This window comes from Lentzea fradiae (assembly GCF_900100955.1).
Classification (GTDB): domain Bacteria; phylum Actinomycetota; class Actinomycetes; order Mycobacteriales; family Pseudonocardiaceae; genus Lentzea; species Lentzea fradiae.
In genome coordinates, this window is record NZ_FNCC01000003.1 from 176,908 (window position 1) to 199,990 (window position 23,083).

A 23,083-nucleotide genomic window follows, 5' to 3' on the forward strand; every position below is an offset into this window, starting at 1 on the left:
CAATCCGGGGTGAGCCGGCCGACCTCGACGAGGAGAAGCTCGTGCGCCGAGTCGCACGGGGTGATCGGCGCGCGTTCGAAGAGCTGTACCGCCGCACGTCGCCGTGGCTGACCGTCCGCCTGCGCAGACGGTGCGCGGACGACCAGATCGTCGCCGAGGTGCTGCAGGAGACCTACCTGGCCGTGTGGCGGGCCGCCGACGCCTTCGCCGGGGCCGCCGCGGGCGGCAGCGCCGTTGGCTGGCTGTGGACGATCGCGGCCCGCCGCCTGATCGACGCGTTCCGCCGCCGCGCCCACCACGCCGCACCGCCCGCGGCCGCCGCTCCCGACCACACCTCGCCCGCCGCCGAGGACGCGGTCCTGGACGGCGTGATCGGCGACGAGGTCGGCGACGCCCTGCGGCGGCTGGCCCCCGAGCTGCGGGCCGTGCTGCAGGCGATGGTGCTCGACGGGCTGTCGGTGCGGGAGACGTCCGTGCTGCTCGGCGTGCCCGAGGGAACCGTGAAGACCCGCGCGCGCCGGGCCAGGATCGCGATGAGGGAGGCCCTGACATGACGCGCACCGGCACGACCGCACCCGGTGGCGAGGGGACCGCGCCCGGCGAGACCGCCCGCCCCGGCCACGCCACCCACCGCACCGCTCCCCGTCGCGCGGCACCGCACCCCGTGTCCCAGAGCCCCCGACGCCCCCACGCCCGCCCGGCGAAGGAGGTCCGGCCATGACCGCCCACCACCCCACCGACCAGTCGCTGCGCCGCTACGAGCGCGGTGACGACGACATCCCCGCCGACGAGCTGTGGGCGGTCGAGTCGCACCTCGAGAACTGCGCGCCGTGCCGTGCCCGGCTGGTGCCCGACCCCGTCGCCACGGCGGTGTGGGCGGAGCTGCAACCCGCGCTCGACCGGACGCCGCAGATGCCACGGGCCCGGCGGCGGTGGAACGGGTGGTTCTCGCCCGCGGCGGCGCCGTGGCTCGCGATGGTCGTGCTCGTCACGGCCGCGGCGGTGGCGCTGGACCGGCTCGGCCTCATGGCCGGGGAACGGGTGTCCGTGGTGCTGCTGGTCGCACCGCTGCTGCCGGTGCTCGGCGTCGCCGCGTCGTGGAGCCGGGCGCTGGACCCCGCGCACGAGCTGGTGTCCGCGACGCCGCGGGCCGGGTTGCCGCTGGTGTTCCGGCGCACGGCCGCCGTGCTGGCGGTGGTGGTGCCGGGGCTCTCGCTCGCGGGGCTCGTGACCGGTGTCGGGTTCACGTTGTGGCTGTTGCCGTGCCTGGCTTTCACGGTCGGGACGCTGGCACTCGGCACGCTGGTCGGGATCACGCGCGCGGCGCTCGCCCTCACGGCCGCGTGGGCCACGGCGATCGCGGGGCCGCCGCTGCTGTTCCAGCGCACGCCGTTGTTGCTCGACACGGCGCTCACCCCGCTCTGGCTCGCCCTCCTGGCCGCGGGACTCGTCGTGGTCGTGCTGCGCAGGATGGCCTTCACCCGTCTGGAGACGAACCTGTGACAGCGCCGACCACCTACGCCTGGGAGATCGAGGCACGCGAGCTGCGCGTGAAAGCGGGACGGCGGACGGCCGTCGACGGTGTCACGCTCACGCTGGGGCGCGGGGTGCACGGGTTGCTGGGCCCCAACGGGGCGGGCAAGACGACGCTCATCCGCGCGCTCGCCACGGTGGTGAAGCCGGCTTCCGGCACGCTGTCGCTGTTCGGCGGCGGGGACCTGCGCGACGTCCGCGCCCGGATCGGTTACCTGCCGCAGGACTTCGGGTACTACCGCCGGTTCACGGTCCGGGACTTCGTCTCGTACGTGGCCTGGCTCAAGGAGATGCCGTCACGGGACGTTCCGGCCGCGGTGCAGCGCGCCATCGACCGCGTCGGTCTCGCCGAGCGGGCCGACGACAAGCTGAAGTCGTTGTCCGGCGGCATGATCCGGCGGGTGGGCATCGCGCAGGCGATCGTCAACGACCCGGAGGTCCTGCTGCTCGACGAACCGACGGTGGGTCTGGATCCCATGCAGCGCTTGAGGTTCCGGGAGCTGATGGCCGAGCTGGGCGCCGACGCGTGCGTCGTCGTGTCCACCCACCTGGTGGAGGACGTCGCCGCGGGCTGCTCGGACGTGGTGATCCTGGACCGGGGCAAGGTCGTCTTCCAGGGCACGCCCGCGCGGCTCGCCGCGGCGGGCTCCGGCGACCACCCCGGCGACAGCCCCATCGAACGCGGGTACAGCGCGACCTTGGCCCTGCCGGACCGCCCCGGCTCGTGGTGACGGTCCACAAAGGACTCAGATTGTGCCTCACGTCACAGCGGATCGAGAACCCGGGCGACGTCACCGCCGTCTGGCCGGACGTAAGCGCAATGACGTGAAGGAGAACAGGATGCGGGCGATCGAAGCCGACAACCTGGTCGTGCGGGTGGGTGGCCGCCGTGGCCGCAACGCGGTCAACGGGCTGGGCCTGCGGCTCAGCCGGGGGGTGCACGGGCTGCTCGGCCCGAACGGCGCCGGCAAGACGACGCTGATCAGGACGCTCGCGACGGTGCAGCGGCCGACCAGCGGATCGTTGTCGCTGCTCGGCCAGCCGGTCGGCGGCGGGCTGCGGCCGGTGCGGCGCAGGCTCGGCTACCTGCCGCAGCACTTCGGCTTCTACAAGCGGTTCAAGGTCCGCGAGTTCGTCGAGTACATGGCGTGGCTCAAGGAGATGCCGTCCCGGCGGATTCCCGGTGCCGTCGCCTCCTCGCTGGAACGGGTCGGGCTCGCCGACCGCGCCGACGACCCGATGAAGGCGTTGTCCGGCGGCATGGTCCGGCGGGTGGGCATCGCGCAGGCGATCGTGAACACCCCGGACGTCCTGCTGCTCGACGAACCGACGGTGGGCCTCGACCCCGCGCAACGGCTCCGGTTCCGCGAGCTGGTGGCCGAGCTGGGCGAGCAGTCCTGCGTGCTCATCTCGACGCACCTCGTCGAGGACGTCGCCGCCGCCTGCACGGACGTGGTGCTCGTCGCCGAGGGTTCCGTCGTGTTCCAGGGAACTCCGGCGGACCTCGTCAACGCCGGCACGCCGGAGCACGTGGGCGACAGCCCGATCGAGCGCGGGTACTCGGCGCTGATCACCACGCGTTCCGGGGGTGCCTGGTGAGGGGTCTGCGCATCGAGCTGCGCCGTTCGGCGGCGCTGTGGGCGGGGCTGGTCGTGCTCGTGACCGGCGCGGGGCTGCTGTTGCTGGGGACGTCCGGCACCTCGAGGTGGAAGGGCAACAGCACGTCGGCGTTGCTGGAACTGCGGCTGCCGCTCGTCTACACGTGGGCGCTGGTCGTCGGTCTCGCCGCCTTCCAGGGGATGCGGGACGGTCGCGCGGGGGTGGGCGAGCTGTTCGCTTCCACGTCACGCCCGCACTGGATGCGCACGGGCACGCTCGCGGCCGCGGTGGCGGGGGCCGTCGCGGTGTCCACGGCATTGCTGTGCGCCGGGGTCGTCGCGGTGGTCGCGATCGAGGGCGGGTTCGTGTCGATCGGGTTCGTCCCGCTGATGCTGGTCACGGTGCTGGTGCTGACGTCGGGCGCACTGCTGGGACTGGCGCTCGGACGCCTGCTGCCGCACCCGCTGACCGCGCCGGTGGCACTGGTGGCCACGTTCGTGCTCGGCAGCGCCGGAGCGCAAGGGGTGGACATCGACTCGCCCAGCGGCGAGATCTACCGGGCCGGGCTGCTCACGCCCTCGTTCCGGACGCCGTACTCCGACCTCGTGACCACGTCGACCTCCGTCGACCTCGGCCAGCTCGTGTGGTTCGCGGGCCTGGGCCTGACGGGGCTCGTCCTGCTGGTGGCGCGGTCCGCCGCCGGACGGCTGGCGGCGCTGCTGCCCGCCGGGATCGCGGCGCTGGTCGCGCTGTCGATCCTGCCGGTGAAGGTCACGGACGTGATCGTCGCCGACTCGATCGGCGCACAGCTCGTCTGCGACGGCCCGGTGTGCGTGAGCCGGGTGCACGCGGACCGGCTGCCGCAGACCGCGGAGGCGGGCAAGGCCGCGCTGGCGAAGCTCGCGGTGCTGCCGGGGGCGCCGAAGGAGGTCCACGAGGACGTCTCCCCGACGGCCCACCAGACGGCACCCCGGCGCAGTGACAAGATCGTCTACGTCGACTCGCAGAAGAGCCCGCGCGTGCTGGACCTGACGACCGACCAGATCCGCCTCGAACTGCTCGCCGGAGCCGGGGTTCCCGGGTGCTCACCGCCGAACTCGCTCAACCTGCGGGAGGGGGCGGTGCGCCACCTGACGGCCGCGTACTTCAACGGCGGCCTGGCCGAGCTGCCGGGGTCCTCGTGGAGCTGGGACCACCAGCAGACGCGGGCCGAGCTCGACGCCGCCTGGCGGACCCTGAGCGGCCAGTCGCCGCAGGAACAGCTGAAGCGGATCACCCAGGCCCGGCAGATGCTGCTGAGCTGCGCGGACTCCGACTCCGTCTTCGACCTCCTGGCGGCACCATGAGGCCCCTCGCGCTGTATGCCAGGTCCCGCGGCATTCCTGCCTCGCTGGTCGCGTTGCCCGTGGTGGCTCTCGCCTCCTGGTGGATGCTGCACGACCCGTGGACGACTCTCGGCGCCTCGCTCACCGCGCTGGCCGCTGTGCTCGTGGTGACGACCGGTCTGGCCGGTCAGGACCCGGAGCTCGACGCCTCCACCGCCCTGCCGTGGCCGGTGTGGCGCCTGGGGCACCTGCTGGTCGCGGCGGTGCTGGCCGCGGTCGCGATGGTCGCCGTGCAGCAGTTCGGCGACGTGCGGTACGAGCTGGCCTTCATCGTGCGCGACGCGGCGGGGCTGACCGGCCTCGCCGGGCTGACGGCGGCGGTCGCCGGGGCGCGGATGGCCGCGGTCGCCCCCGTGCTGTGGTGGGCGGTGGCCGCGATCATGCCGCCGGGCGACTCGCTGACCTGGCGGATCACCACCTGGCCGCTGGGCTCGCCGGACGACGCGGTGACGCAGTGGATCGCCGCGGTGCTGTTCGTGACCGGCCTCGCCGCCTACGCGCTGCGCGGCGGGCGCCGCTGACCCCGTCGTCGGACGCGGGAACCCGTCACGGGTTCCCGCGTCCGGTCAGGTGTCGCGGCCGAGCCGCAGCAGCAGTTCGCGGAACAGGCCCAGCTCACCGGGGGTCAGCGGGACGTCCGCGCGCGTCAGCTGCCCGAGCAGGGCGTGCGCGGACGTCACCAGGTCCGACCGGCGCCGGCCGGTCACGAGCACCGAGCCCAGCACCGCCTCGCGGGTGCGTTCGGACAGCTCTTCGTCGCCGGGGCCGGTGATCAGCAGGATCGTGGTGCCGATCGTGGCGGCGTGGATCGTCCCCACGGCGCCGTCCACCGGCATGGTGAGCAACCCGGCCTCGTCGATCCGCGTCACGATCCCGCGCAGGATGCGCTCCCCCTCCGCGGCGGCCGGATGGGGTGTCGTGCGCGCGCCGCCGTACATCAGCCCGTACAGCGCGGGATTGCGCAGTCCGAACTCGACGTGCCCGTCCCAGCCGCGCCGCAGGTCCTCGACCGGGTCGCCGGACGGCCGCCGGTGGCGCTTCTCCTCCAGGTAGCGCTCGAACCCCGCGGCGACGACGGCGTCGAGCAGCCCGGACTTGTCGCCGAAGTGGTGGTAGACGGTCGGTGGCGTCACGTCCGCCGCCTTGCACACGTCGCGGATCGACGTGCCTTCCACGCCCGCCGAGTCCACCAGGGACGTCGCCGCGGCCAGGATCCGGTCCCGCACGTCACTCATGTAACGGAACTATATCCGAGAGTGGACAGCGTTATAGACCGCTCGCCTCCGGGGGTGGGGCCGACCGATCTCACACCACGGCACCGGCTGCTTCCGGAGCAGCCGGTTCGTCGCGTTCGGCCTAACCGGACGCCTTCCCGACCGGGTCGTTCGTACCGGAATCCGAGAAACCCGTATCGCTCGGAACCGGTTTCGGGTATCAACTGTGAGAGCGCTCCCATAGACGCTGCCGCCGCACGAGCCCTCTCGGAGACCACATGGATCGCGACGAAGCGCCCTACCTCGACGCCACGCTGCCCACCGCGGAGCGGGTCGCCGACCTCCTGGCCCGCATGACACCGGCCGAGAAGGTCGGGCAGATGATGCAGCTGGACTCGCGGGAGGACCTGGACGACCACGTGCTGCGCAAGCACGTCGGCTCGATCCTGCACACCTCGCCGGAACGGGTGCTGCGCGCGCAGGACCTGACGACGCGGACACGCCTGCGCATCCCGTTGCTGATCGCCGAGGACTGCATCCACGGTCACTCGTTCTTCGAGGGCGCGACGATCTTCCCGACCCAGCTCGGCATGGCCGCGACGTGGGACCCGGACCTGGTCGAGCAGGCCGCGCGGGTGACGGCGGTCGAGGCGTCCGCGACGGGCGTGCACTGGACGTTCTCGCCGGTCCTGTGCATCGCGCGGGACCTGCGCTGGGGCCGCGTGGACGAGACGTTCGGCGAGGACCCGGTGCTGATCGGCGAGCTGGCGTCGGCGATGGTGCGCGGCTACCAGGGCGACGGCCTCACCGACGAGACGGCCATCCTCGCCACCGCCAAGCACTTCGCGGGTTACTCGGAGACCCAGGGCGGCCGGGACGCGAGCGAGGCCGACCTGTCGCGGCGCAAGCTGCGGTCGTGGTTCCTGCCGCCGTTCGAGCGGGTCGCCCGCGAAGGCTGCGCGACTTTCATGCTCGGCTACCAGTCCACCGACGGCGTGCCGATCACCGTGAACTCGTGGCTGCTGGACGAGGTGCTGCGCGGTGAGTGGGGCTACCAGGGCACCCTCATCACCGACTGGGACAACGTCGGCCGCATGGTCTGGGAGCAGAAGCTCCAGCCCGACTACGCGCACGCCGCCGCGGCGGCCGTGAAGGCCGGCAACGACATGATCATGACTACCCCGCAGTTCTTCGAGGGCGCGCTCCAAGCCGTCGAGGACGGGCTGCTGGCCGAGTCGGACCTCGACCGCGCCGTCACCCGCATCCTCACGCTCAAGTTCGACCTGGGTCTCTTCGAGAACCCGCGCAGGCCCGACGCCGAGCGCCAGCGCGTGATGATCAACCACGAGGACCACGCGGCGCTGAACCTCCGGGTGGCACGCCGGTCGCTGGTGCTGCTGCGCAACGACGGCGTGCTGCCGTTCGCGCGGGCCAAGGCGAAGATCGCCGTCGTGGGCCCGCTGGCCGACGACGCGCAGACGCAGCTCGGCGACTGGGCGGGCTCGTCCGGCCAGGCCGACTGGCTGCCCACCGGCCACCCGCGCGAGATGATCACGACGGTGCTGGACGGCCTGCGCGAGCTGTCGTCCGGTGAGGTCACCTACGCCCGCGGCGCGGACATCCTGACGCTGGAGCCGGACCCCGAGGGCGACACGTTCCCGGACGGCCAGCCGCGCCCGCCGGTCGTGCGGCCGTGCGAGCCGGACCAGGAGCTGATCGCCGAGGCCGTCGCCGCCGCGCAGGACGCGGACTACGTGGTGGCCGTGGTCGGCGACCGGATCGAGCTGGTCGGCGAGGGCCGCTCCACCGCCACGCTCGAGCTGATCGGCGGCCAGATCGCGCTGCTCGACGCGCTCGCGGCGACCGGCAAGCCGCTGGTCGTGGTGCTGCTCGCGTCGAAGCCGCTGGTGCTGCCGCCGTCCGCGCTGAACGCCGCCGCGCTGCTGTGGGTGGCGAACCCCGGCATGCAGGGCGGCCGGGCCATCGCGGAGGTGCTGCACGGTCTCGTCGAGCCGAGCGGCAGGCTGCCGATCTCGTTCGCGGCGCACGCGGGCCAGCAGCCGACGTACTACAACCAGATCCGCGGCCAGCACGGCACGCGCTACGCCGACCTGACGCAGGAGCCCGCGTTCGTGTTCGGCGAGGGCCTGTCGTACACCACCGTCGAGTACGGCGAGCTGCACGTGGAGACGCCCGTGCTGCGTCCGGACGAGACCGTCAAGGCGTCGCTGGAGCTCACCAACACGGGTTCCCGGCCGTCACGCGAGACCGTGCAGGTCTACGTCAGCGACTCCGTCACGTCGGTCAGCTGGGCCGACAAGGAGCTGAAGACGTTCAAGCAGGTCGACGTGCAGCCGGGTGAGACCGTGAAGGTCGACCTGGAGCTGCCCGTCGCCGACTGCACAATCGTCGACGCCGCCGGGAACCGGGTGGTCGAGCCCGGCGAGTTCCTCCTGCTCGCCGGACCGAGCTCGAAGGACCTGCGCCGGGCCGAGTTCACCGTAAAGCCGCTGGCTTGAAGGGACCGGGCACGATCGTGAGGTAGCGGGGAGGGATCTCCACCGCCTTCGTGACGGCCTTGCGCACCGCCGGGACCAGGTCCGCGTCGACGAGAGCGACGGCGGGCCTGCCCGGCGGGTCCACGAGCATGGACGCACCTCGTGCCCCGGCGGCCAGCGCGGCCCGTACGACGGCGTCCTGCTCCGGGTCGGGGTTCTGCGCCCGGTGGTAGGCCGTCAGTTCCGCCCCGAGGTCACCGGAGCCCGGGGTGTACGGCCGTTCCGGCTGCGGCTCGGGCCGGCGGACGCGGGTGTCGACCACGAGCAGCCGCTGACCGGGCAGGTCGAGCGCTTCGGCGGCGAGCTCGTCGATCCGCTCGCCCGCGAGGTCGGCCAGCGCCAGCGCCACCGCCGTCCGCAGGGCCTCCGAAGCGGACAGGCCACTTCCGCGCGGCAGGTCGACGCTGCACATCAACGCCGCTCCGCCCGTCGCGTCCACCCCGGAAGCCCACGCCGGGACGTCGTCCGACGGCAGCAGCGCCCGTTCGGTCGGCCGGTTCACCGACACCAGCTCCAGCCGTCCGTCGTCGCGGCGGTCACCCGCGACGATCGCGCCCCACTTGGCGGGCACCTTGACCGCGCCGCCGAGCAGGTTCAGCACGCCGGGCGCGTACCAGACCCCCTCGGCGGGCCTGCCGAACGTGCGCCGGAACGCGTGCGGCACCAGCCTCAGCTCCGGCGCGATCTCCGGGCGGTCCGCGATGTCGGTCATGCCTTGCGCGCCAGCAGCCGGTAGGCGTTGCCGTTGCCGGTGCGCTTCGCCATGAACCGGTTCACCGTCTGGTCGAGCCCCAGCGCGACGAAGAACGCCGGGATGCCGAGCGCCCACACCAGGAAGCTGCGGGTGCGGCGCAGCCGGACGCGTTCCGGCCGCCACGGCGCGGGCGTGCGGGGCGCGAGGTTGCCGAGGAACAACAGCAGCGCGAGCGTGAAGTCGTTGCACAGGTGCGCTTCCGCGCGTTCGGTGGCCACCGTGACGAGGCCGCGGTCGGCCAGCGCGTGCTGGAGGTTGGCGATCGGCATCATGTGCTGGTGCTGCGGCTGGAACCACGGCATCCAGTACTGGCCGAAGAGCCTGCCGAGCCGCCACTCCGGGTCGGGCAGCTCGATCAGCAGGTAGCCGCCGCCGGGCAGGACGTCCGCGGCGATGTCGAGCTCCTCCCACGGATCGCGCACGTGCTCCAGGTAGTGGTGCATGCTGATCACGTCGTAGCGGCCCTTGAGCTCACCCGCGAAGTCCTTGAAGCTGCCCCGGTAGGACCGCTCGATCCGGCCCAGCCTGGCCGCGTCGTCGATGGACGCGCCCTGGTCGAGCCCGTCGAACGCGGTGTCCGGCAGCACCTCCTTGGCGCCCAGGCAGAAGTGCGCGTGCCCGGAGCCGACATCGAGCCACCGCTCGGGTTTCGTGAACGGCTCGACCATCCGGGCACGGTCGTAGTACGGGCCGTTCTTGCCGGAGAACACCGCCTCCGCAGAGGTCGCGCCGAGACCGTCGTAGAAGTCGCGGTAGTAGAAGCCCAGTCCTTCCTCGGACAGCCTGGGGTTCTGCCACACGTGTCCACATCGGACACACCGGTCCATCGTGAACGTGCCGGGCTTGCGCTGCACCAGGTCGTGCGCGGTCACCCAGAGCCGGAGGTCCTTGCTGCCGCACGACGGACAGGTCTCGCGGCGTGCCTCGTGGAAGTTCCGGTCGCGGTTCTCCTCGTACCAGGGCGAGGCGTTCTCCAGGTGCTCGGCCTGGCGCAGTTCGGCGGAGGACTTCTTGCCACCGGCCGTCTTGAACCACAGGTACGGCGTGCGCACGAACCGCGGCACCCACAGGTCCCGTGGCCGCAGCGGCGTTCCGGCGAACACGAGGAACGGGTGAGCCGTGTAGACGGCGAGCGCGACGAGGCCCCAGCGCCAGTCGGTGACCAGAGCGCCCACGACGGCGGCGAACCCGATGACCGAGCCCGCGATCCACAGCGACGGCCGCTTCCCCAGCTGCCGCAACGTCGCCGCGCGGTACTCGACGTCGTACGGCCCGGCCTGGAGCCCCGGAGCGACCGCGATCTCGACCTTCGCCTTCACGTGGTCCTTGACCCGCCGGACGAACGCGACGATCTCGGTCGGGTCGTCGGTGTCGACGTCCTCCGCGTACTCATCACGCACCAGCACGGCCTGCGAAGCGCTGACGCCGCGTGCCCACGTGTCGCCCGTGTACTTGCCGGGGTCGACCGCGCCGAGCAGGTCGAGGGCGGCGACCACCGGCAGGTCGCGGGGAACGAGGTCGACCAGGTCGGCGTCGGTCTCCCAGGAACCGTCGGTGCGGACGCCCGTGGCCGCGAGGAGCTTGTGCTCGCTCACGCCAGGGGCGAGCACGCGCAGCTTGGCCGCGCGGGAACGCAGGCGCGCGACGTCGAGCAGGACGACGAGCACCACCAGAACGGTGAGAATCACCCGGCCACCACCTTCTCCAGTCGGTCGGCCGCGGCTGCCGCGCCGCCCGCCGCCAAGAACGAGTCCCGCACCACACCCGCGGCGGCCGCGTACTCCGGTTCGTCCAGCACGGACAGGACCGCGCTGCGGATGTCCGCCGCCTTGGCCCGCGAGTACGTCAGCCGCACCCCGGCGCCCGCCGCCACCACCTGTCCCGCGACCGTCGGCTGGTCGTCGCGGATCGGTGCCACGACCAGCGGGAGGCCGTGCGCGAGCGCCTCGCAGACCGTGTTGTGGCCGCCGTGCGTGACGACCGCGTCGAGGTGCGGCATCAGCGCGAGCTGCGGCACCGACGGCAGCATCAGCACGTTGTCCGGCGCCGGTCGTTCCGGGGCCACCACGATCACCTGGAGGTCGAGGTCCGCGACCGCCTCCAGCACCTGTCCGAAGAACCGCTCCCCCGCCGGGCCGTTCAGCGTGCCCAGCGAGACGAGCACCCGGCGCCGGCCGGTGAGCCGCTCCCACGGGAACGCCACCCGTTCGACCCGGTGGCTCAGCGCGGGGCCGACGAACGCGACCTCCTCGCCGAACTCCCGCCCCACCAGCGCCTTCGAGCTGTAGAGCAGCACCAGCCGGTCGGAGAACCGGACGTCGCCGCCCGCGAAGCCGTGCAGCAGGCCGCGCACCCAGGCGTCGACCTTCGGCATCGTCGCGAGCGGGTTGACCAGCTCGGCGGACGTGCTCGCGGACGTGACCCACGGCAGCCCGGCCGAGCGCGCCACCACCGGTCCGGCCAGCGCCTGCTGGTCGGCCACCACCACGTCCGGCGCGAACACCCGCACCGCGTCCGTCACCCCCGGCACCATCGCGTGCCCGAGCGGGATGAGGAACTCCTCCCAGAAGAACTTGAGCACCGCCATGCCGCGCAACGACAGCCAGCGCTCCCGCTTCTCCCGGATCTCGGCCTCCAGCCGGTCGTCGATCGCCGGGAAGATCACGGCGCCGTCCGGCAGGAGCGGCGTGAGCGTGCCGGGGTGGCCGACCCACGCGACGTCGTGCCCGCGCGCCAGCAGCTCGCCGCCGACGGACGCGGTCGGGTTGACGTGGCCGGTCAGCGGCGGCACCACGAACAGGAACCGGCTCATGACGGCAACCAGTCGAAGAGCACGTCGAGCAGCTCGGCCGTGGCCTCGCGCAGGACCGTGTGCCCAAGCCCGTCGACGACGTGCAACCGGCACGACGGGATGCGCTCCCGCAGCTCTTGCGCCGCGCCGATCAGCTCGGACTCGCTGCCGTACACGCCGAGCACCGGGCAGCGGACCTGCGTCAGGTCGATCTTCGCGCCCGAACCGAGGTCGTCGATCAGCGTGGTGCCGTTGAGCAACGCGTTCGCGTTCACCGCGAGCTTGGCGATCTTGCGCTGTCCCAGTGCCAGCAGCTGGTCCTGGGTGCGGTCGAACTCCAGGCCCAGTGCCGCGACCGTGAGGGTGTTGGTGATGTCCTCGAACCACGCGTCGCCGACGAGCCCGCCCACCGCCGACTCGACGAGCACGACACCGCCGACCCGTTCGGGCGCCTGCACGGCGGCGTGCATCGCGACGACACCGCCGTAGCTGTTGCCCAGCAGGTACACCGGCTCGGTCACGCCGATCTCGTCCAGCACCGCGACCAGGTCCAGCGCGCTCTCCTCCGGCGTGTACCCGGACGGCGGCCGTTCGGACAGGCCGTGCCCGCGCAGGTCGAACAGCACGGTGCCGAACCCGGCCTGGGCCAGCGGCGCGGCGAGCGTGTAGTAGAAGCTCGACAGGTTGTCCATCACCAGGCCGTGCACGAACACCACGGTCGGCGCGTCCTCGGGCCCGAGCCGCTGCACGTGGAACCGCAGCCCTCGGGCGTGCACGTCAGACACGGGCCGTGATGTGGTCGACCAGCCGGCCCACGGACATCGCCATGATCTCGTCGATGTCCATGTCCGCCAGGAACGCCACGAGGTCGACGCCGTAGTGCGCGTTGAGCTTGTCCGCCAACGCGACGAACTCGATCGACTCCAGCCCCAGGTCGTCGCTGAACGTGGTGTCGCGGGTGATCTCCACGCCCAGCAGGAAGTCCGGCCCGACCACCTCGGTGATCAGCTTGGCCACCTGCTGCAGCACCTCGTCCATCAGCTCTCCGTTCGCACGCGGGCTGCGGCTCCGCCTTGTTCCGACACGACCTCGACCTGTGGCACGGCGAAGGCGCCGCGCACCTTCCCGTCCGGCGCCACGGTCAGCTCCACCGGGTAGACGGGCCCGGCTCCCCTGTTCCACAGCCACGCGCGCACGGCGTCCTTCGCCGCGATGACGCGCAGCAGCCACTCCCGCTGGGCGGGCACGGCGAGTCCGCCGTAGTGCCTGCGCTCGGCGGAGTTCAGGTACCGGCGCATGATCAGGTCACGGGTGGCGCTGTCCGACCAGTTCTCCCGGACGCGCAGCCACTCACCGTCCTGAACGGACAGCAGCTCGGTGCCCGGCCTGAGCTTCACCTGCCAGATCCGGTCGTCGGTGGTGAACCGCCGGGTGGCCCAGCCGGTGATCCGGCACCACAGCTCGCCGTCCACGGTCAGCTCGGCGTCGGCGACCATCGTCTGAGCCGTGATCTCCCTGATCCACGCGGTGCAGTGGACGTCACCGGACGGCACCGGTCCGTGGAAGGTCACCTGCTCGATGCCGGTGGGCAGGACCGTCTGGTCCTCCGTGCGGCTGACCTGCATCCAGTGGCCGATCAACTGGCCCGCGCTGTCGAGCAACGCTCCCGGTGCGGGCAGTGGCGTCAGCACACCGGCGATCCCGTTGTCCGCCAGGCATCCGATGTCCGTGACGCCCGCGAACGCCGGTCCGTGGAACATCCAGTTGTCCGTGTACAGCTCCGCCGCGGACACAGGAGCCTCGCGGACGTTCTCCAGCTCCTTGCCGACCCGCCGCGGTGCCTGCGGTGCCATCAGCACGACGCCCTCGGCGAAGTCGCCGACCTTCACGACGACGCGGTCCCCGTCCGCGCGAGCGGTGACCCGTGCGGTGGTGGCGGGCAGGGCTGTGAGCCAGCGCTTGGCCCTGACCTGCGCGAAGCCGTGCACCGTGCCGCCGGTCAGCGCGCAGGCGGCGTCGGCGAAGACCTCCAGCAGACCGGTCGCCGGGACGATCGGAAAGCCGTCCTCCAGGTCCGGCCAGCCCGGCGGCTGCGGGAAGACCGAGTGGTCGACCAGCTCCGGCATGGTCCGCAGCGAGAACTCGCGGGTGGTGGCGGACTCGGTCGTGCGTGCCTTGGGCTGCAAGGCGCCCACGACCTCACGCGCCACGGCGTTGGTGTGCGCCAGCAGCTTGGTGACCGCTGCCGACATCGGGTTGTCGTCCGCCACCTCGGCCACGGGCACGGCGCCGATCGGGTCGACCGTGATCTTCGGTGTGCCGAGGCGCAGCTTCACCCGGTGGGCGGTGCCGCGCTTGAGCCCGAAGGCCCACAACGCCTCCGGCGCGATGTCCGAGCTCACCGCCACGTGCGGCCGGTCGGACAGCGTGTCGCCGACGAACCCCGGCAGGCTGCCTTGCCCGATCTGGACGAACGCGCGGAACCCCTCGCGGTGCAGGCGTTCCAGCAACGGCCGGAACCGCACGGGCTCGACCAGGTGGCGCAGCACCAGGTCGCGGACCTCGCCGGCCGCCATCGGCTCGAGGGAGTTGGCCGACCACACCGGGACGTCCGGGGTGCGCACCGGCAGCTGGTCGAGCATCTCCCTGGCCCTGCCCAGGAACGGGGCGAGCGCCGGGGTGTGGAAGCCGGTGCGGAACGGCATGAGCTGCGCCATGACCCCGGCGGCCTTCAGCGACACCAGCACCTCTTCGAGGCGGTCGAGCGGGCCGCAGATCACCGACTGGTGCGGGCAGTTGTCGTGGCTGACCGTGACGCCGTCGACGAGGTGCTGTTCGGCGGTCTCGGCCGAGCACCCCAGTGCGGCGTAGGCGATGTCGACGACGGCGACGGCTCCCGGGCCGAGCGCGGCCACGAACTCGTCGATCGTCGGGTAGATGCCGCCGACGACCATCGCGGTCCACTCGCCCATGCTGTGCCCGGCGAGCGCACCGGGCGTGATGCCGGACGCCATCAGCTCGCGGGCCTCGCGGCGGCCGTCCTGGAGCAATGTCACGGCGTGGTCGACTACCTCGCCGGTGAACTCGCGCTCGAAACCGGGGAACAGGAACGCGACCTGGTCCGTGCTGCTCAGCAGCGGCTCGGGCGAGAACCAGATGTCGTGCCGCCCCGGCCACGCCTTGCCCTGCGCCAGCACGCGTTCGGCGAGCTTGAGCTTGCGGTCGTCCGGGTTGCCGATGGCGAGCCGGAACGCGCGGTCGGCGCTGGACGTCCGGCGTTCCTTCAGCGCCGCCGCCAGTTCCTCGGCGGTGTCGGCGGCGAACGTCAGGACGGGCTTGCGCGGCTTGGCGATCGTGTGGCCGTCGAGCACGGCGTGGGCGTTGATCCCGCCGAACCCGAAGGCGTTCACGACGGCGCGGTGCGGGCCGGTCCACTCACGGGCGGTCGTGACCGGCGTGAACCTGGTGCCTCGCAACGCGCTGTGCGGGCTGTCGACGTGCAGCGTGGGCGGCAGGGTGTTGTGGTGCAACGCGAGCGCGGCCTTGATCAGCCCGGCCATCCCGGCGGCGGGCATGGCGTGGCCGATCATCGACTTGACCGTGCCGATGCCGATCTCGTCGCCGTCCGCGCCGAACGCGTTGATCATCGTGTCCAGCTCGGCGGCGTCACCGGCGGGCGTGGCGGTGCCGTGCGCCTCGATCAACGCCGGACCCTCGGTGCGCGGGTCGAGTCCGGCGCTCTCCCAAGCCCGTTGCACGGCAAGGAGCTGGCCCTCGGGGTTGGGTGTCATCATGCTCGTCGCGCGGCCGTCGCTCGCGGTGCCGATGCCTCGGATCACCGCGTAGACGCGTTCGTCGCCGACGTCTTCGAGGCGCTTCAGCACGACCATGCCGACGCCCTCGGACAGCAGCGTGCCGTCCGCTTCCGCGTCGAACGGCCGGATGCGCTCGCTCGGGCTCAACGCCCGCAGCTGCGTGAACACGCTCCACAGCGTCGGGTGGTGACACACGTGCACCGCCCCGGCGAGCATGGCGTCCGCACGGCCCTCCTGGAGCTCGCGGACGGCGTGCTCGACGGCGACGAGGCCGGACGCACAGGCCGCGTCGACCGTGTACGCGGTGCCGCGCAGGTCGAACCGGTTGGCGATGCGGGACGCGGCCAGGTTCGGCACGAGCCCGATCGACGCCTCCGGCTGCTCCGGCCCGAGCCGGTCCCTGATGGCCTGCCGCACCCCGGCCAGCTCGGCGCCGGCGAGGTTCGGGAACAGGTCGCGCACCACCGAGACGACCTCGTCGGCGAGCCGCACGCGTTGGTCGAGCCGTGCGCAACCGGGCGTCAGGTAGCCACCGCGTCCGACGACCACACCGACGCGGTCCCTGGACGGCAGGACCGCCTCGCCGCCCGCGTCCGCGATGGCCTCGGCGGCCGTGGCGAGCGCGAGCAGCTGGTCGGGCTCCGCGCCGTCCACTGTGGACGGCATGATGCCGAACCTGGTCGGGTCGAACTCCGCGAGGTCGTCGACGAACCCGCCGCGGCGGCAGTAGAACCGGTCGCCGCTCGTGCTGCCCTGGTCGTAGTAGGTCGCCGGGTCCCACCGGCCGGGCGGGATCTGCCCGATGGCGTCGACTCCCCCGGCGATGTTGCGCCAGAAGGCCGCCGCGTCGGGGGCACCGGGGAAGACGGCGCCGATCCCGACGATCGCTACGCCTCCCATCGGTAGACCACCTGCACGTCCTCACCGGCGGCGATCTCGTTCAGCAGCGCGTCCACGCCCTGGCTCGGCTCGATCAGCGGGATGCCACGGCGTGCGTACTCGTCGGCCAGCCCGACGGCCATGCCCGCGCCCGCCCAGGGACCCCAGTCGACGGCGACGACCCGGCGTTGCGCGCCCCAGAACCGGGCCAGCCGGTCGAGCGCGTCGTTGGCGGCGGAGTAGTCGGCCTGGCCGCGGTTGCCGAAGACGCCGCTGACACTGCCGAACAGCACCAGGAAACCGTCGCTGAACGCCGGAGCCCCGAACGCCTTGGCGCCGTTGACCTTCGTCGCCCACACCCGCTCGAACGACTCCTGGGTCTTGGCCTCGATCAGCTTGTCGTCCAGCACGCCCGCGCCGTGGATCACACCGTCGAGACGGCCGAACCGCGCCTGGATGTCGCCGACCACCCGGCCGACGGCGTCGGCGTCGGTGACGTCGCACTCGTGGTAGCGGACGCTCGACGCCGTGGCGTGCAGGCGTTCCAGGGTCTGGCGCACCTCGCGCTCGGCCAGGACCTTGCGCGCCTTCGCCGGGACGTTCTCCTTCTCCCCCAGCTCGAACAGCGCCTTCACCAGTTCGGGCTCGGTGGTGGCGTGCGCGAGCCGGTGGTCCTCGGCCGCGACAGGGGTGCGGCCGATCAGCTCGACGTGGCAACCGGTCCGTTCGGCGAGCGCCGTGGCCGCGAGGGCCGTGATGCCGCGGGCGCCACCGGTCAGCAGCACGACGCTGTCGGCGTCGAGCGGCAGCTCCCCGGCTTCGAGATCGGCCGGCACCGCTTCGATGACCTGGCGTTTGCCCGCCTGGTAGCCGACGACGGCTGGACCGTGGCCGATCTCGGCGACCAGCGCGGTCGCGATGTCGCGATGGCTCTCCTTGGTGTTGACGTCGACCGCCCGCACCACGAGGTCCGGGTGCTCCAGCGCGGCCGTGCGGACCAGTCCGTGCAGGCCGATGTCCGCGGGCAGCTCGTCGGGCGTGTGGTCGAAGCCGAACGTGCCACCGCCCGTGGTGACCACGACGAGGTGCACGCCGTTCGTGACGCACGCCTTCACCTCGCTGAACGCCTGCGGCAGCCGTGCTCCCAGCCGCACCACGACGTCCACGCCGGTCAGGTCGTCCGGAAAGGACGGTTCGACGCGCGGACTCGCGCTGTGTCGTTCGAGCAGGTCGGCCAGTTCGAGGCCGATGCCGTTGTCGTCGATCACCAGGACGGTCTTGCCGGTCAGGTCGACGGGCGCGGCGGGCTCGGCGGGAACGGCCCGCGGCACGAGCCGCACGAGCCTGCCCGCCGCCGGGGCTTCCGGCTTCTCCCCGAACCAGCCCACGATCGCCTCGATCGTCCTCAGCTGCGCCAGGTCGTCGACCGAACCGGCCGCCCCCAGCTCCGCGACCAGCTCGCCGACGATCTCGGCGCGCTTGATCGAGTCGATCGACAGGTCCGCCTCCAGGTCCAGACCCGGTTGCAGCATCTCCACCGGATACCCCGTGCGAGTGCTGATGGTCCGCAGCACGACCGCGCGCACGTCCTTGACCGGCCCGGCGGCGACCGGAGCGGCACTGCCGAACCAGCCGACGATGCCCTCGATCGTCTTCAGCTGGGCCAGCTCGTCCACCGAGCCCGCGGCACCCAGCTCCGCGACCAGCTCACCGACGATCTCGGTCCGCTTGATCGAGTCGATCGACAGGTCCGCCTCCAGGTCCAGACCCGGTTGCAGCATCTCCACCGGATACCCCGTGCGAGCGCTGATCGTCCGCAGCACGACCGTTCCGACGTCCTCGCGCTGCTTCGGCTCGGCGGGCTGGGCGACCACGACGGGAGCGGCGTGCTCGATCACCGGGGCCGCGGGTGGTGCGGCCGGCGCGGTGCCGAGGTAGCTCAGCAGGACGTCGCGCTGGGCGCTCACCGCGTCCCGCATCCCGTCCAGGAACTTCTCCACGATCTCGTCACGCCCCAGCCCGGCGCCGAGGCGCAGGGTCGGGAGCTCGGTCGCGGGCCGGAGCCCACCGGGCAGTGCTTCACCGTTCGCGTCCCGCACCAGACCTCCATCCACGTACCAGGACGGCCGTTGCGGCACGGCCGTGGCCGGTTCGGCCCTGTCCTCGAACAGCGGTGCCGTGTCCACCTCGACGCCCGCGACCGCCAGCTCCGCGAGCGTGCGCAGGAACGTCACGTGGTCGTCGCAGCGCAACGCCTGGTGCGGCCGGTCGCCGAGCGTCTTGCGCACCAGCGACGTCAGCACGCCGCCGGGTCCCGCCTCGACGAAGATCCGCGCGCCCGCCGCGTACATCGACTCGATCTGCTCCACGAACCGGACGCGTCCCGCGAGCTGCGCGGACAGGCCGTCGCGGACATCGGTGTGCGGCGCGGCCGACACGTTCGACCACACCGGGAAAGCCGCCTCGCCGAACGGGACCTCCGCCAGCCTGGCCGCGAACCGGTCGCGGGCGCCCGCCATCAGCGGGCTGTGGAACGCGGCGGCGACGGGGATGTCCTTGACCGGCAACCCGGCCTCGCGCAGCACCTCGACGGCGTGGCGCACGGCCTCGGTCGGGCCGGAGACCACGACCTGGTCCGGCGCGTTGTGGTTGGCCACCACGACCTCGGGCGGCAGCACCGCCTCGACCGCCTCCACCGGTGCGGTGACGGCCGCCATCGTGCCGGGGTCCTCGCCCACGGCGTCGAGCATCGCCTCGGCACGGGCGGCGCTCAGCTCCAGCAGCTCCGCGGGCCCGAGAATACCCGCCGCCGACAACGCGACGAGCTCGCCGTAGCTGTGCCCACCGGCCAGATCCGGCCGCACGCCAACGGACTCGAGCAGTGCGGTGACCATCAGCCCGGCGATGCCGAGCGCCGGCTGGGCGTTGCGGGTGTCGGTGATCTCGGCGCGCTGCCGTGCCACGTCCTCGGCGGTCAGCGCGGCCGGCGGGTACATGACCCGCTCGTACCGCGGATCCACGAAGTTCTGCAGCCACGGGAAGGCGGTGGCGAGGTCGAGCAGCATGCCGGGACGCTGGCTGCCCTGGCCGGGGTGGAGGAACGCGACCTTCGGCCGTTCTCCCCCGCGCAGCCGGACGACGTCCGACGCACGCCACGCCTCCACGTCCGCGAGCGCCTGCCGGAGGCTCTCGTGCGAGCTGACCACGAACGCCGCCCGCACGGGACCGTCACCGCACGCCGCCGCGAGCGACCGCAGCGGAACGCGGTCGTCGGCCAGTGCCGCGAGCCGTGCCGCCTCCCGTTGTGCGGCGGCCTGGTCCTCGCCGCGGATCACGAACAGCTCCGCGGGCCACACGGTGAGGCCGTGCCGTGGTTCGTCGGCACCGGTGTAGCCCGCGATCACGGTGTGGAAGTTCGTGCCGCCGAACCCGAACGCGCTGACGCCCGCGACGCGCCTCTTGCTCGTCCACGTGCGGTGGCCGAACGTGAACGGGCTGGTCTGCGCGTCCCAGAACTCGTTGGGCCGCGTGACGTGCAGCGTGCCGGGCCGGACACCGGTGTGGACGGCCAGTGCCGCCTTGATCACGCCCGCCAGGCCCGCCGCGCACTTCGTGTGGCCGATCTGCGACTTGACCGAGCCGATCGTGCACGTGCCGGGTTCGACTCCGGAGAACATCTCGGTGAGCGACGCGAGCTCTGTCCGGTCGCCCACCACGGTCCCGGTGCCGTGCGCCTCCACCATGCCCACGTCGGTGACGGGCAGTCCCGCCGCGGCGTAAGCCCGCCGCAGCGCCCGTTGCTGGCCTTCCGGCCGTGGCGCGGTGAGACCCTTCGCCCGGCCGTCGCTGGACGCGCCGATGCCCTTGATCACCGCGTAGACCCGGTCGCCGTCGCGTTCGGCGTCCTCCAGCCGCTTCAGCACGACGCACGCCACGCCCTCGCCGAGCGCGATGCCGTCCGCCGCCGAGTCGAACGTGGCGCAGCGGCCCTTGGCCGACAACGCCTTCACCGACGCGAACATCTCGTAGTCGTGGGCGCTGTTGTGCAGGTCGACGGCGCCGCACAGGACCATGTCGCTGGTGCCGCCGACGAGTTCCTTGCACGCCACGTCGAGGGCGGCGAGGCTGGACGCACAGGCGGCGTCGACCGTGTAGTTCGTGCCACCGAGGTCGAGCCGGTTGGCGACCCTGCCCGCGATCACGTTGCCGAGCACGCCGGGGAACGAGTCCTCGGTCAGCTTCGGCAGGTGGTCGTCGAGGCCGCGAATCCCCAGCGCGGGCAACGCGGTCCGCACCGTGTAGGCGTTCGCGAGGTCGGCACCGGCCTCGGCACCGAAGATCACCGACGTGCGTTCGCGGTCGAACACCCGCGTCGCGTACCCGGCGTCCTTCAACGCCCGCGCGGACACCTCCAGTGCCAGCAGCTGCGCGGGTTCGATCGAGGTCAGCGACGCGGGCGGGATGCCGTAGGCGAACGGGTCGAACTCCGTGCGCGGGAGGAACCCGCCCCACCGGTACGGGCTGCCGTGGCGTTCGGGCGACCAGCGGTCCGGCGGGACCTCGGTGATGGAGTCGGTGCCGGACAGCACGTTCGCCCAGAACTCGGCCACGTCGTGCGCGCCGGGCATGATCGCCGCCATGCCGACGATCGCGACGTCGAGCGGCTTGGCTTCTTCGCCGGTCTCCTCGGTCCCCGGCAGCACGCCGGAGACGATGTCCTCGTGCAAGCGGGCGATCGTGGTCCGTTCGGACCGCAGGGTCGCGACCTGCCCGATCATGAACATGCCCTCGCGGCGCTGTTCGTCCTCGCCGACCTCGACCAGGCCGCCCTCCCCGCGCACGAGCCCGCGGCTGGCCAGCCGGAGCCGGCCGAGGTTGAGCTGTTCGAGCCGTTCCCAGCTCTCCTGCTTCGGCAACCCGGCCAGCTCGGCGCGGGCCTGCTCGAAGGTGTCCACATAGGACGTCTGGGCGCACCGGACGGCGTGGCCGGGCGAGGTCTCCAGCAGCGCGGTGTCCTCGCACTCCAGCGCGACCTGCTGGAACACCGGCTGGATCGCGCCGTGCGTCACGGCTTCCTCGGTGAACAGGTAGGCCGTGCCGACGAGCACGCCGACGGCGGCGCCCGCGGCGGCGATCGGCGCGGTCATCGCCGAGATCATGGCGGCCGAGCGGGCGTCGTGAACGCCCCCGGCGAACAGGACCGCGACGTCCTTCTCGCGTCCGCGCAGGACGTCGATCTGCTGCTGCCAGAGGGTGAAGCTGGTGCGCGGCCCGGTGTGGCCGCCGCACTCGGAGCCCTCGAAGACGAACTTGCGCGCGCCCTCATCGAGGAACCGGCGCAGCAGGGCGGGCGACGGGACGTGCAGGAACGCCTCGATGCCCGCGTCCTCCAGCTCCCGTGCCTGCGTCGGCGTGCCTCCGGCGACGATCGCGTACCCCGGCTTCACCGCCAGCACGGCTTCCATCTGCCGCGCCCGCAGCTCGGGTGGCGCGAAGCCGAGCAGGCCGACGCCCCAGGGCCGGTCACCGAGCTTCGCGGAGGTCTCCTCCAGCACCGCGCGGACCGCGTCGCCCTCCATCAGCGCGAGCGCGAGGAACGGCAACGCACCGCCCTCGGCGACCGCCGCGGCGAACGCGGGCTGGTCGCTGACGCGCGTCATCGGGCCTTGCGCGATCGGGTAGCGCAAACCGGGAACACGCTCGCAGAACGGCCCGCCGATCCGGATCGGACCGTGCTCACCCGCCAGGGTGAGATTGTGCCGAATACCACGCTCAATGGCGCCGACGACACCACCGACAGTGCCGAACGACGTACTGTTGAAATCGGCCAAGGCACCTTCCTGGCCTATTTCCAGCGCGTTGTGCCGAACATGCACACGAACGCCGCCGCTGACAACGGTGTCCGCGCCGTCCATCAGGCGGATGGCGTTGACAAATTCACGTGAAATGTGTTTTCGCACTTCGGCGACGAGCGCGAGCTGTCCTTCCAGCACCACCCCGCGGGCCCCGCCGGCGATGGCGGCCGCCGCCGTGTCGGGCCCGATGGACCCGGCCACCCAGACCGGCAGATCGGTCAGCGCGAGCACCTGCTGGAGCAGCACGAACGCGGGCGACACACCCGCTCTGCCACCCGACTCGGCGCCCTTCGCGATCACCCCGGCGGCACCGCGCTCGATCGCCTCCACGGCCTCCGCCGTCGAGGTGACGATCGCGAGCAGACGACGTTCGCCCAGCTCAGCGGGGCTTGGCCGGTACTCGGTGAGGTCGGCGACGACCGTGTCGACGGCGTCCGGGAGTGCTCCCGTCACGGGTCCGCGCACCCGCACCCCGAACGAGCCGGGGTGCCGCGCGGTGACGCGGGCAAGATCGGCGGTGGCGCCGGGCCCGAGGTCGAGCACACCGAGTGCGCCCGCTCTCTCGGCCGCGACGACGAGGGCCGGGTTGGGGGTGCCGAAGGGGCTCAGACACAGCACCCGTTCACGATCCGACGGCATGTCACTGCGCTCACTTCCTCACCCTGCAGGGGTGGGGAGAAAGGAATTCAGCTCTGGTTCC

Annotated in this window: 15 protein-coding genes; 7 read left to right on the top strand and 8 right to left on the bottom strand. The window is 72.4% G+C overall.

Annotated elements, in window-relative coordinates:
- Positions 1–2 precede the first annotated feature (2 nt).
- The 6 genes from BLT23_RS08070 to BLT23_RS08095 all read left to right on the top strand — a co-directional run bounded on the left by BLT23_RS08070 (position 3) and on the right by BLT23_RS08095 (position 5,038).
- A complete protein-coding gene (locus tag BLT23_RS08070; RefSeq protein WP_090047795.1) occupies positions 3–554 on the top strand; it encodes an RNA polymerase sigma factor in 552 nt (183 codons plus the stop codon).
- A 163-nt stretch (positions 555–717) separates the two neighbouring features.
- The gene (locus BLT23_RS08075) at positions 718–1,503 is read left to right on the top strand and encodes a zf-HC2 domain-containing protein (RefSeq protein WP_090047172.1); all 786 of its coding nucleotides are present in this window, start codon (positions 718–720) and stop codon (positions 1,501–1,503) included.
- Positions 1,500–2,264 (top strand): ABC transporter ATP-binding protein, encoded by a 765-nt coding sequence (locus tag BLT23_RS08080; protein ID WP_090047174.1) that lies wholly within the window; start codon positions 1,500–1,502, stop codon positions 2,262–2,264. The genes BLT23_RS08075 and BLT23_RS08080 overlap by 4 nt, the downstream gene beginning before the upstream one ends.
- Before the next feature lie 109 nt (positions 2,265–2,373).
- A complete protein-coding gene (locus tag BLT23_RS08085) occupies positions 2,374–3,132 on the top strand; it encodes an ABC transporter ATP-binding protein (protein ID WP_090047797.1) in 759 nt (252 codons plus the stop codon).
- Positions 3,129–4,478 (top strand): hypothetical protein, encoded by a 1,350-nt coding sequence (locus BLT23_RS08090; protein ID WP_090047176.1) that lies wholly within the window; start codon positions 3,129–3,131, stop codon positions 4,476–4,478. The genes BLT23_RS08085 and BLT23_RS08090 overlap by 4 nt, the downstream gene beginning before the upstream one ends.
- Entirely contained in the window at positions 4,475–5,038 is a 564-nt protein-coding gene (locus tag BLT23_RS08095) for a hypothetical protein (protein WP_143035861.1), read from the top strand. Before BLT23_RS08090 ends, BLT23_RS08095 begins: the two co-directional genes overlap by 4 nt.
- A gap of 45 nt (positions 5,039–5,083) precedes the next feature.
- Here the strand turns inward: BLT23_RS08095 and BLT23_RS08100 are convergent, their stop codons facing one another.
- The gene (locus tag BLT23_RS08100) at positions 5,084–5,752 is read right to left on the bottom strand and encodes a TetR/AcrR family transcriptional regulator (protein ID WP_090047179.1); all 669 of its coding nucleotides are present in this window, start codon (positions 5,750–5,752) and stop codon (positions 5,084–5,086) included.
- A 257-nt stretch (positions 5,753–6,009) separates the two neighbouring features.
- On the opposite strand from BLT23_RS08100, the gene BLT23_RS08105 reads away from it, so the two are divergent.
- Complete coding sequence (locus tag BLT23_RS08105) at positions 6,010–8,250, top strand: exo-beta-d-1,3/1,6-glucosidase (RefSeq protein WP_090047181.1); 2,241 nt, start codon at positions 6,010–6,012, stop codon at positions 8,248–8,250.
- Here BLT23_RS08105 and BLT23_RS08110 read toward each other — a convergent pair.
- The 7 genes from BLT23_RS08110 to BLT23_RS08140 are packed head-to-tail and all read right to left on the bottom strand — an operon-like array spanning position 8,228 to position 23,001.
- Positions 8,228–9,001 (bottom strand): hypothetical protein, encoded by a 774-nt coding sequence (locus BLT23_RS08110; protein ID WP_090047182.1) that lies wholly within the window; start codon positions 8,999–9,001, stop codon positions 8,228–8,230. The genes BLT23_RS08105 and BLT23_RS08110 overlap by 23 nt on opposite strands.
- On the bottom strand, positions 8,998–10,731 hold the full coding sequence (locus BLT23_RS08115; protein WP_090047184.1) for a methyltransferase domain-containing protein: 1,734 nt from the start codon (positions 10,729–10,731) through the stop codon (positions 8,998–9,000). Before BLT23_RS08115 ends, BLT23_RS08110 begins: the two co-directional genes overlap by 4 nt.
- Entirely contained in the window at positions 10,728–11,855 is a 1,128-nt protein-coding gene (locus BLT23_RS08120; protein ID WP_090047185.1) for a glycosyltransferase, read from the bottom strand. The genes BLT23_RS08115 and BLT23_RS08120 overlap by 4 nt, the downstream gene beginning before the upstream one ends.
- Entirely contained in the window at positions 11,852–12,619 is a 768-nt protein-coding gene (locus tag BLT23_RS08125) for an alpha/beta fold hydrolase (RefSeq protein WP_090047186.1), read from the bottom strand. The genes BLT23_RS08120 and BLT23_RS08125 overlap by 4 nt, the downstream gene beginning before the upstream one ends.
- Positions 12,612–12,872, bottom strand: coding sequence for an acyl carrier protein (locus BLT23_RS08130; RefSeq protein WP_036014077.1), 261 nt, complete (start codon positions 12,870–12,872; stop codon positions 12,612–12,614). The genes BLT23_RS08125 and BLT23_RS08130 overlap by 8 nt, the downstream gene beginning before the upstream one ends.
- On the bottom strand, positions 12,872–16,549 hold the full coding sequence (locus BLT23_RS08135) for a type I polyketide synthase (protein WP_090047188.1): 3,678 nt from the start codon (positions 16,547–16,549) through the stop codon (positions 12,872–12,874). Before BLT23_RS08135 ends, BLT23_RS08130 begins: the two co-directional genes overlap by 1 nt.
- Positions 16,537–23,001: a type I polyketide synthase gene (locus BLT23_RS08140; RefSeq protein ID WP_245743824.1), complete on the bottom strand. Its 6,465-nt coding sequence runs from the start codon at positions 22,999–23,001 to the stop codon at positions 16,537–16,539. Before BLT23_RS08140 ends, BLT23_RS08135 begins: the two co-directional genes overlap by 13 nt.
- Positions 23,002–23,083 lie beyond the last annotated feature (82 nt).

Coding starts and splice junctions, on each gene's coding strand:
- BLT23_RS08075 (WP_090047172.1), top strand. CDS start 718: ATGACCGCCCACCACCCCACCGACCAGTCGCTGCGCCGCTACGAGCGC.
- BLT23_RS08130 (WP_036014077.1), bottom strand. CDS start 12,872: ATGGACGAGGTGCTGCAGCAGGTGGCCAAGCTGATCACCGAGGTGGTC.
- BLT23_RS08085 (WP_090047797.1), top strand. CDS start 2,374: ATGCGGGCGATCGAAGCCGACAACCTGGTCGTGCGGGTGGGTGGCCGC.
- BLT23_RS08105 (WP_090047181.1), top strand. CDS start 6,010: ATGGATCGCGACGAAGCGCCCTACCTCGACGCCACGCTGCCCACCGCG.
- BLT23_RS08120 (WP_090047185.1), bottom strand. CDS start 11,855: ATGAGCCGGTTCCTGTTCGTGGTGCCGCCGCTGACCGGCCACGTCAAC.
- BLT23_RS08095 (WP_143035861.1), top strand. CDS start 4,475: ATGAGGCCCCTCGCGCTGTATGCCAGGTCCCGCGGCATTCCTGCCTCG.
- BLT23_RS08110 (WP_090047182.1), bottom strand. CDS start 9,001: ATGACCGACATCGCGGACCGCCCGGAGATCGCGCCGGAGCTGAGGCTG.
- BLT23_RS08100 (WP_090047179.1), bottom strand. CDS start 5,752: ATGAGTGACGTGCGGGACCGGATCCTGGCCGCGGCGACGTCCCTGGTG.
- BLT23_RS08135 (WP_090047188.1), bottom strand. CDS start 16,549: ATGGGAGGCGTAGCGATCGTCGGGATCGGCGCCGTCTTCCCCGGTGCC.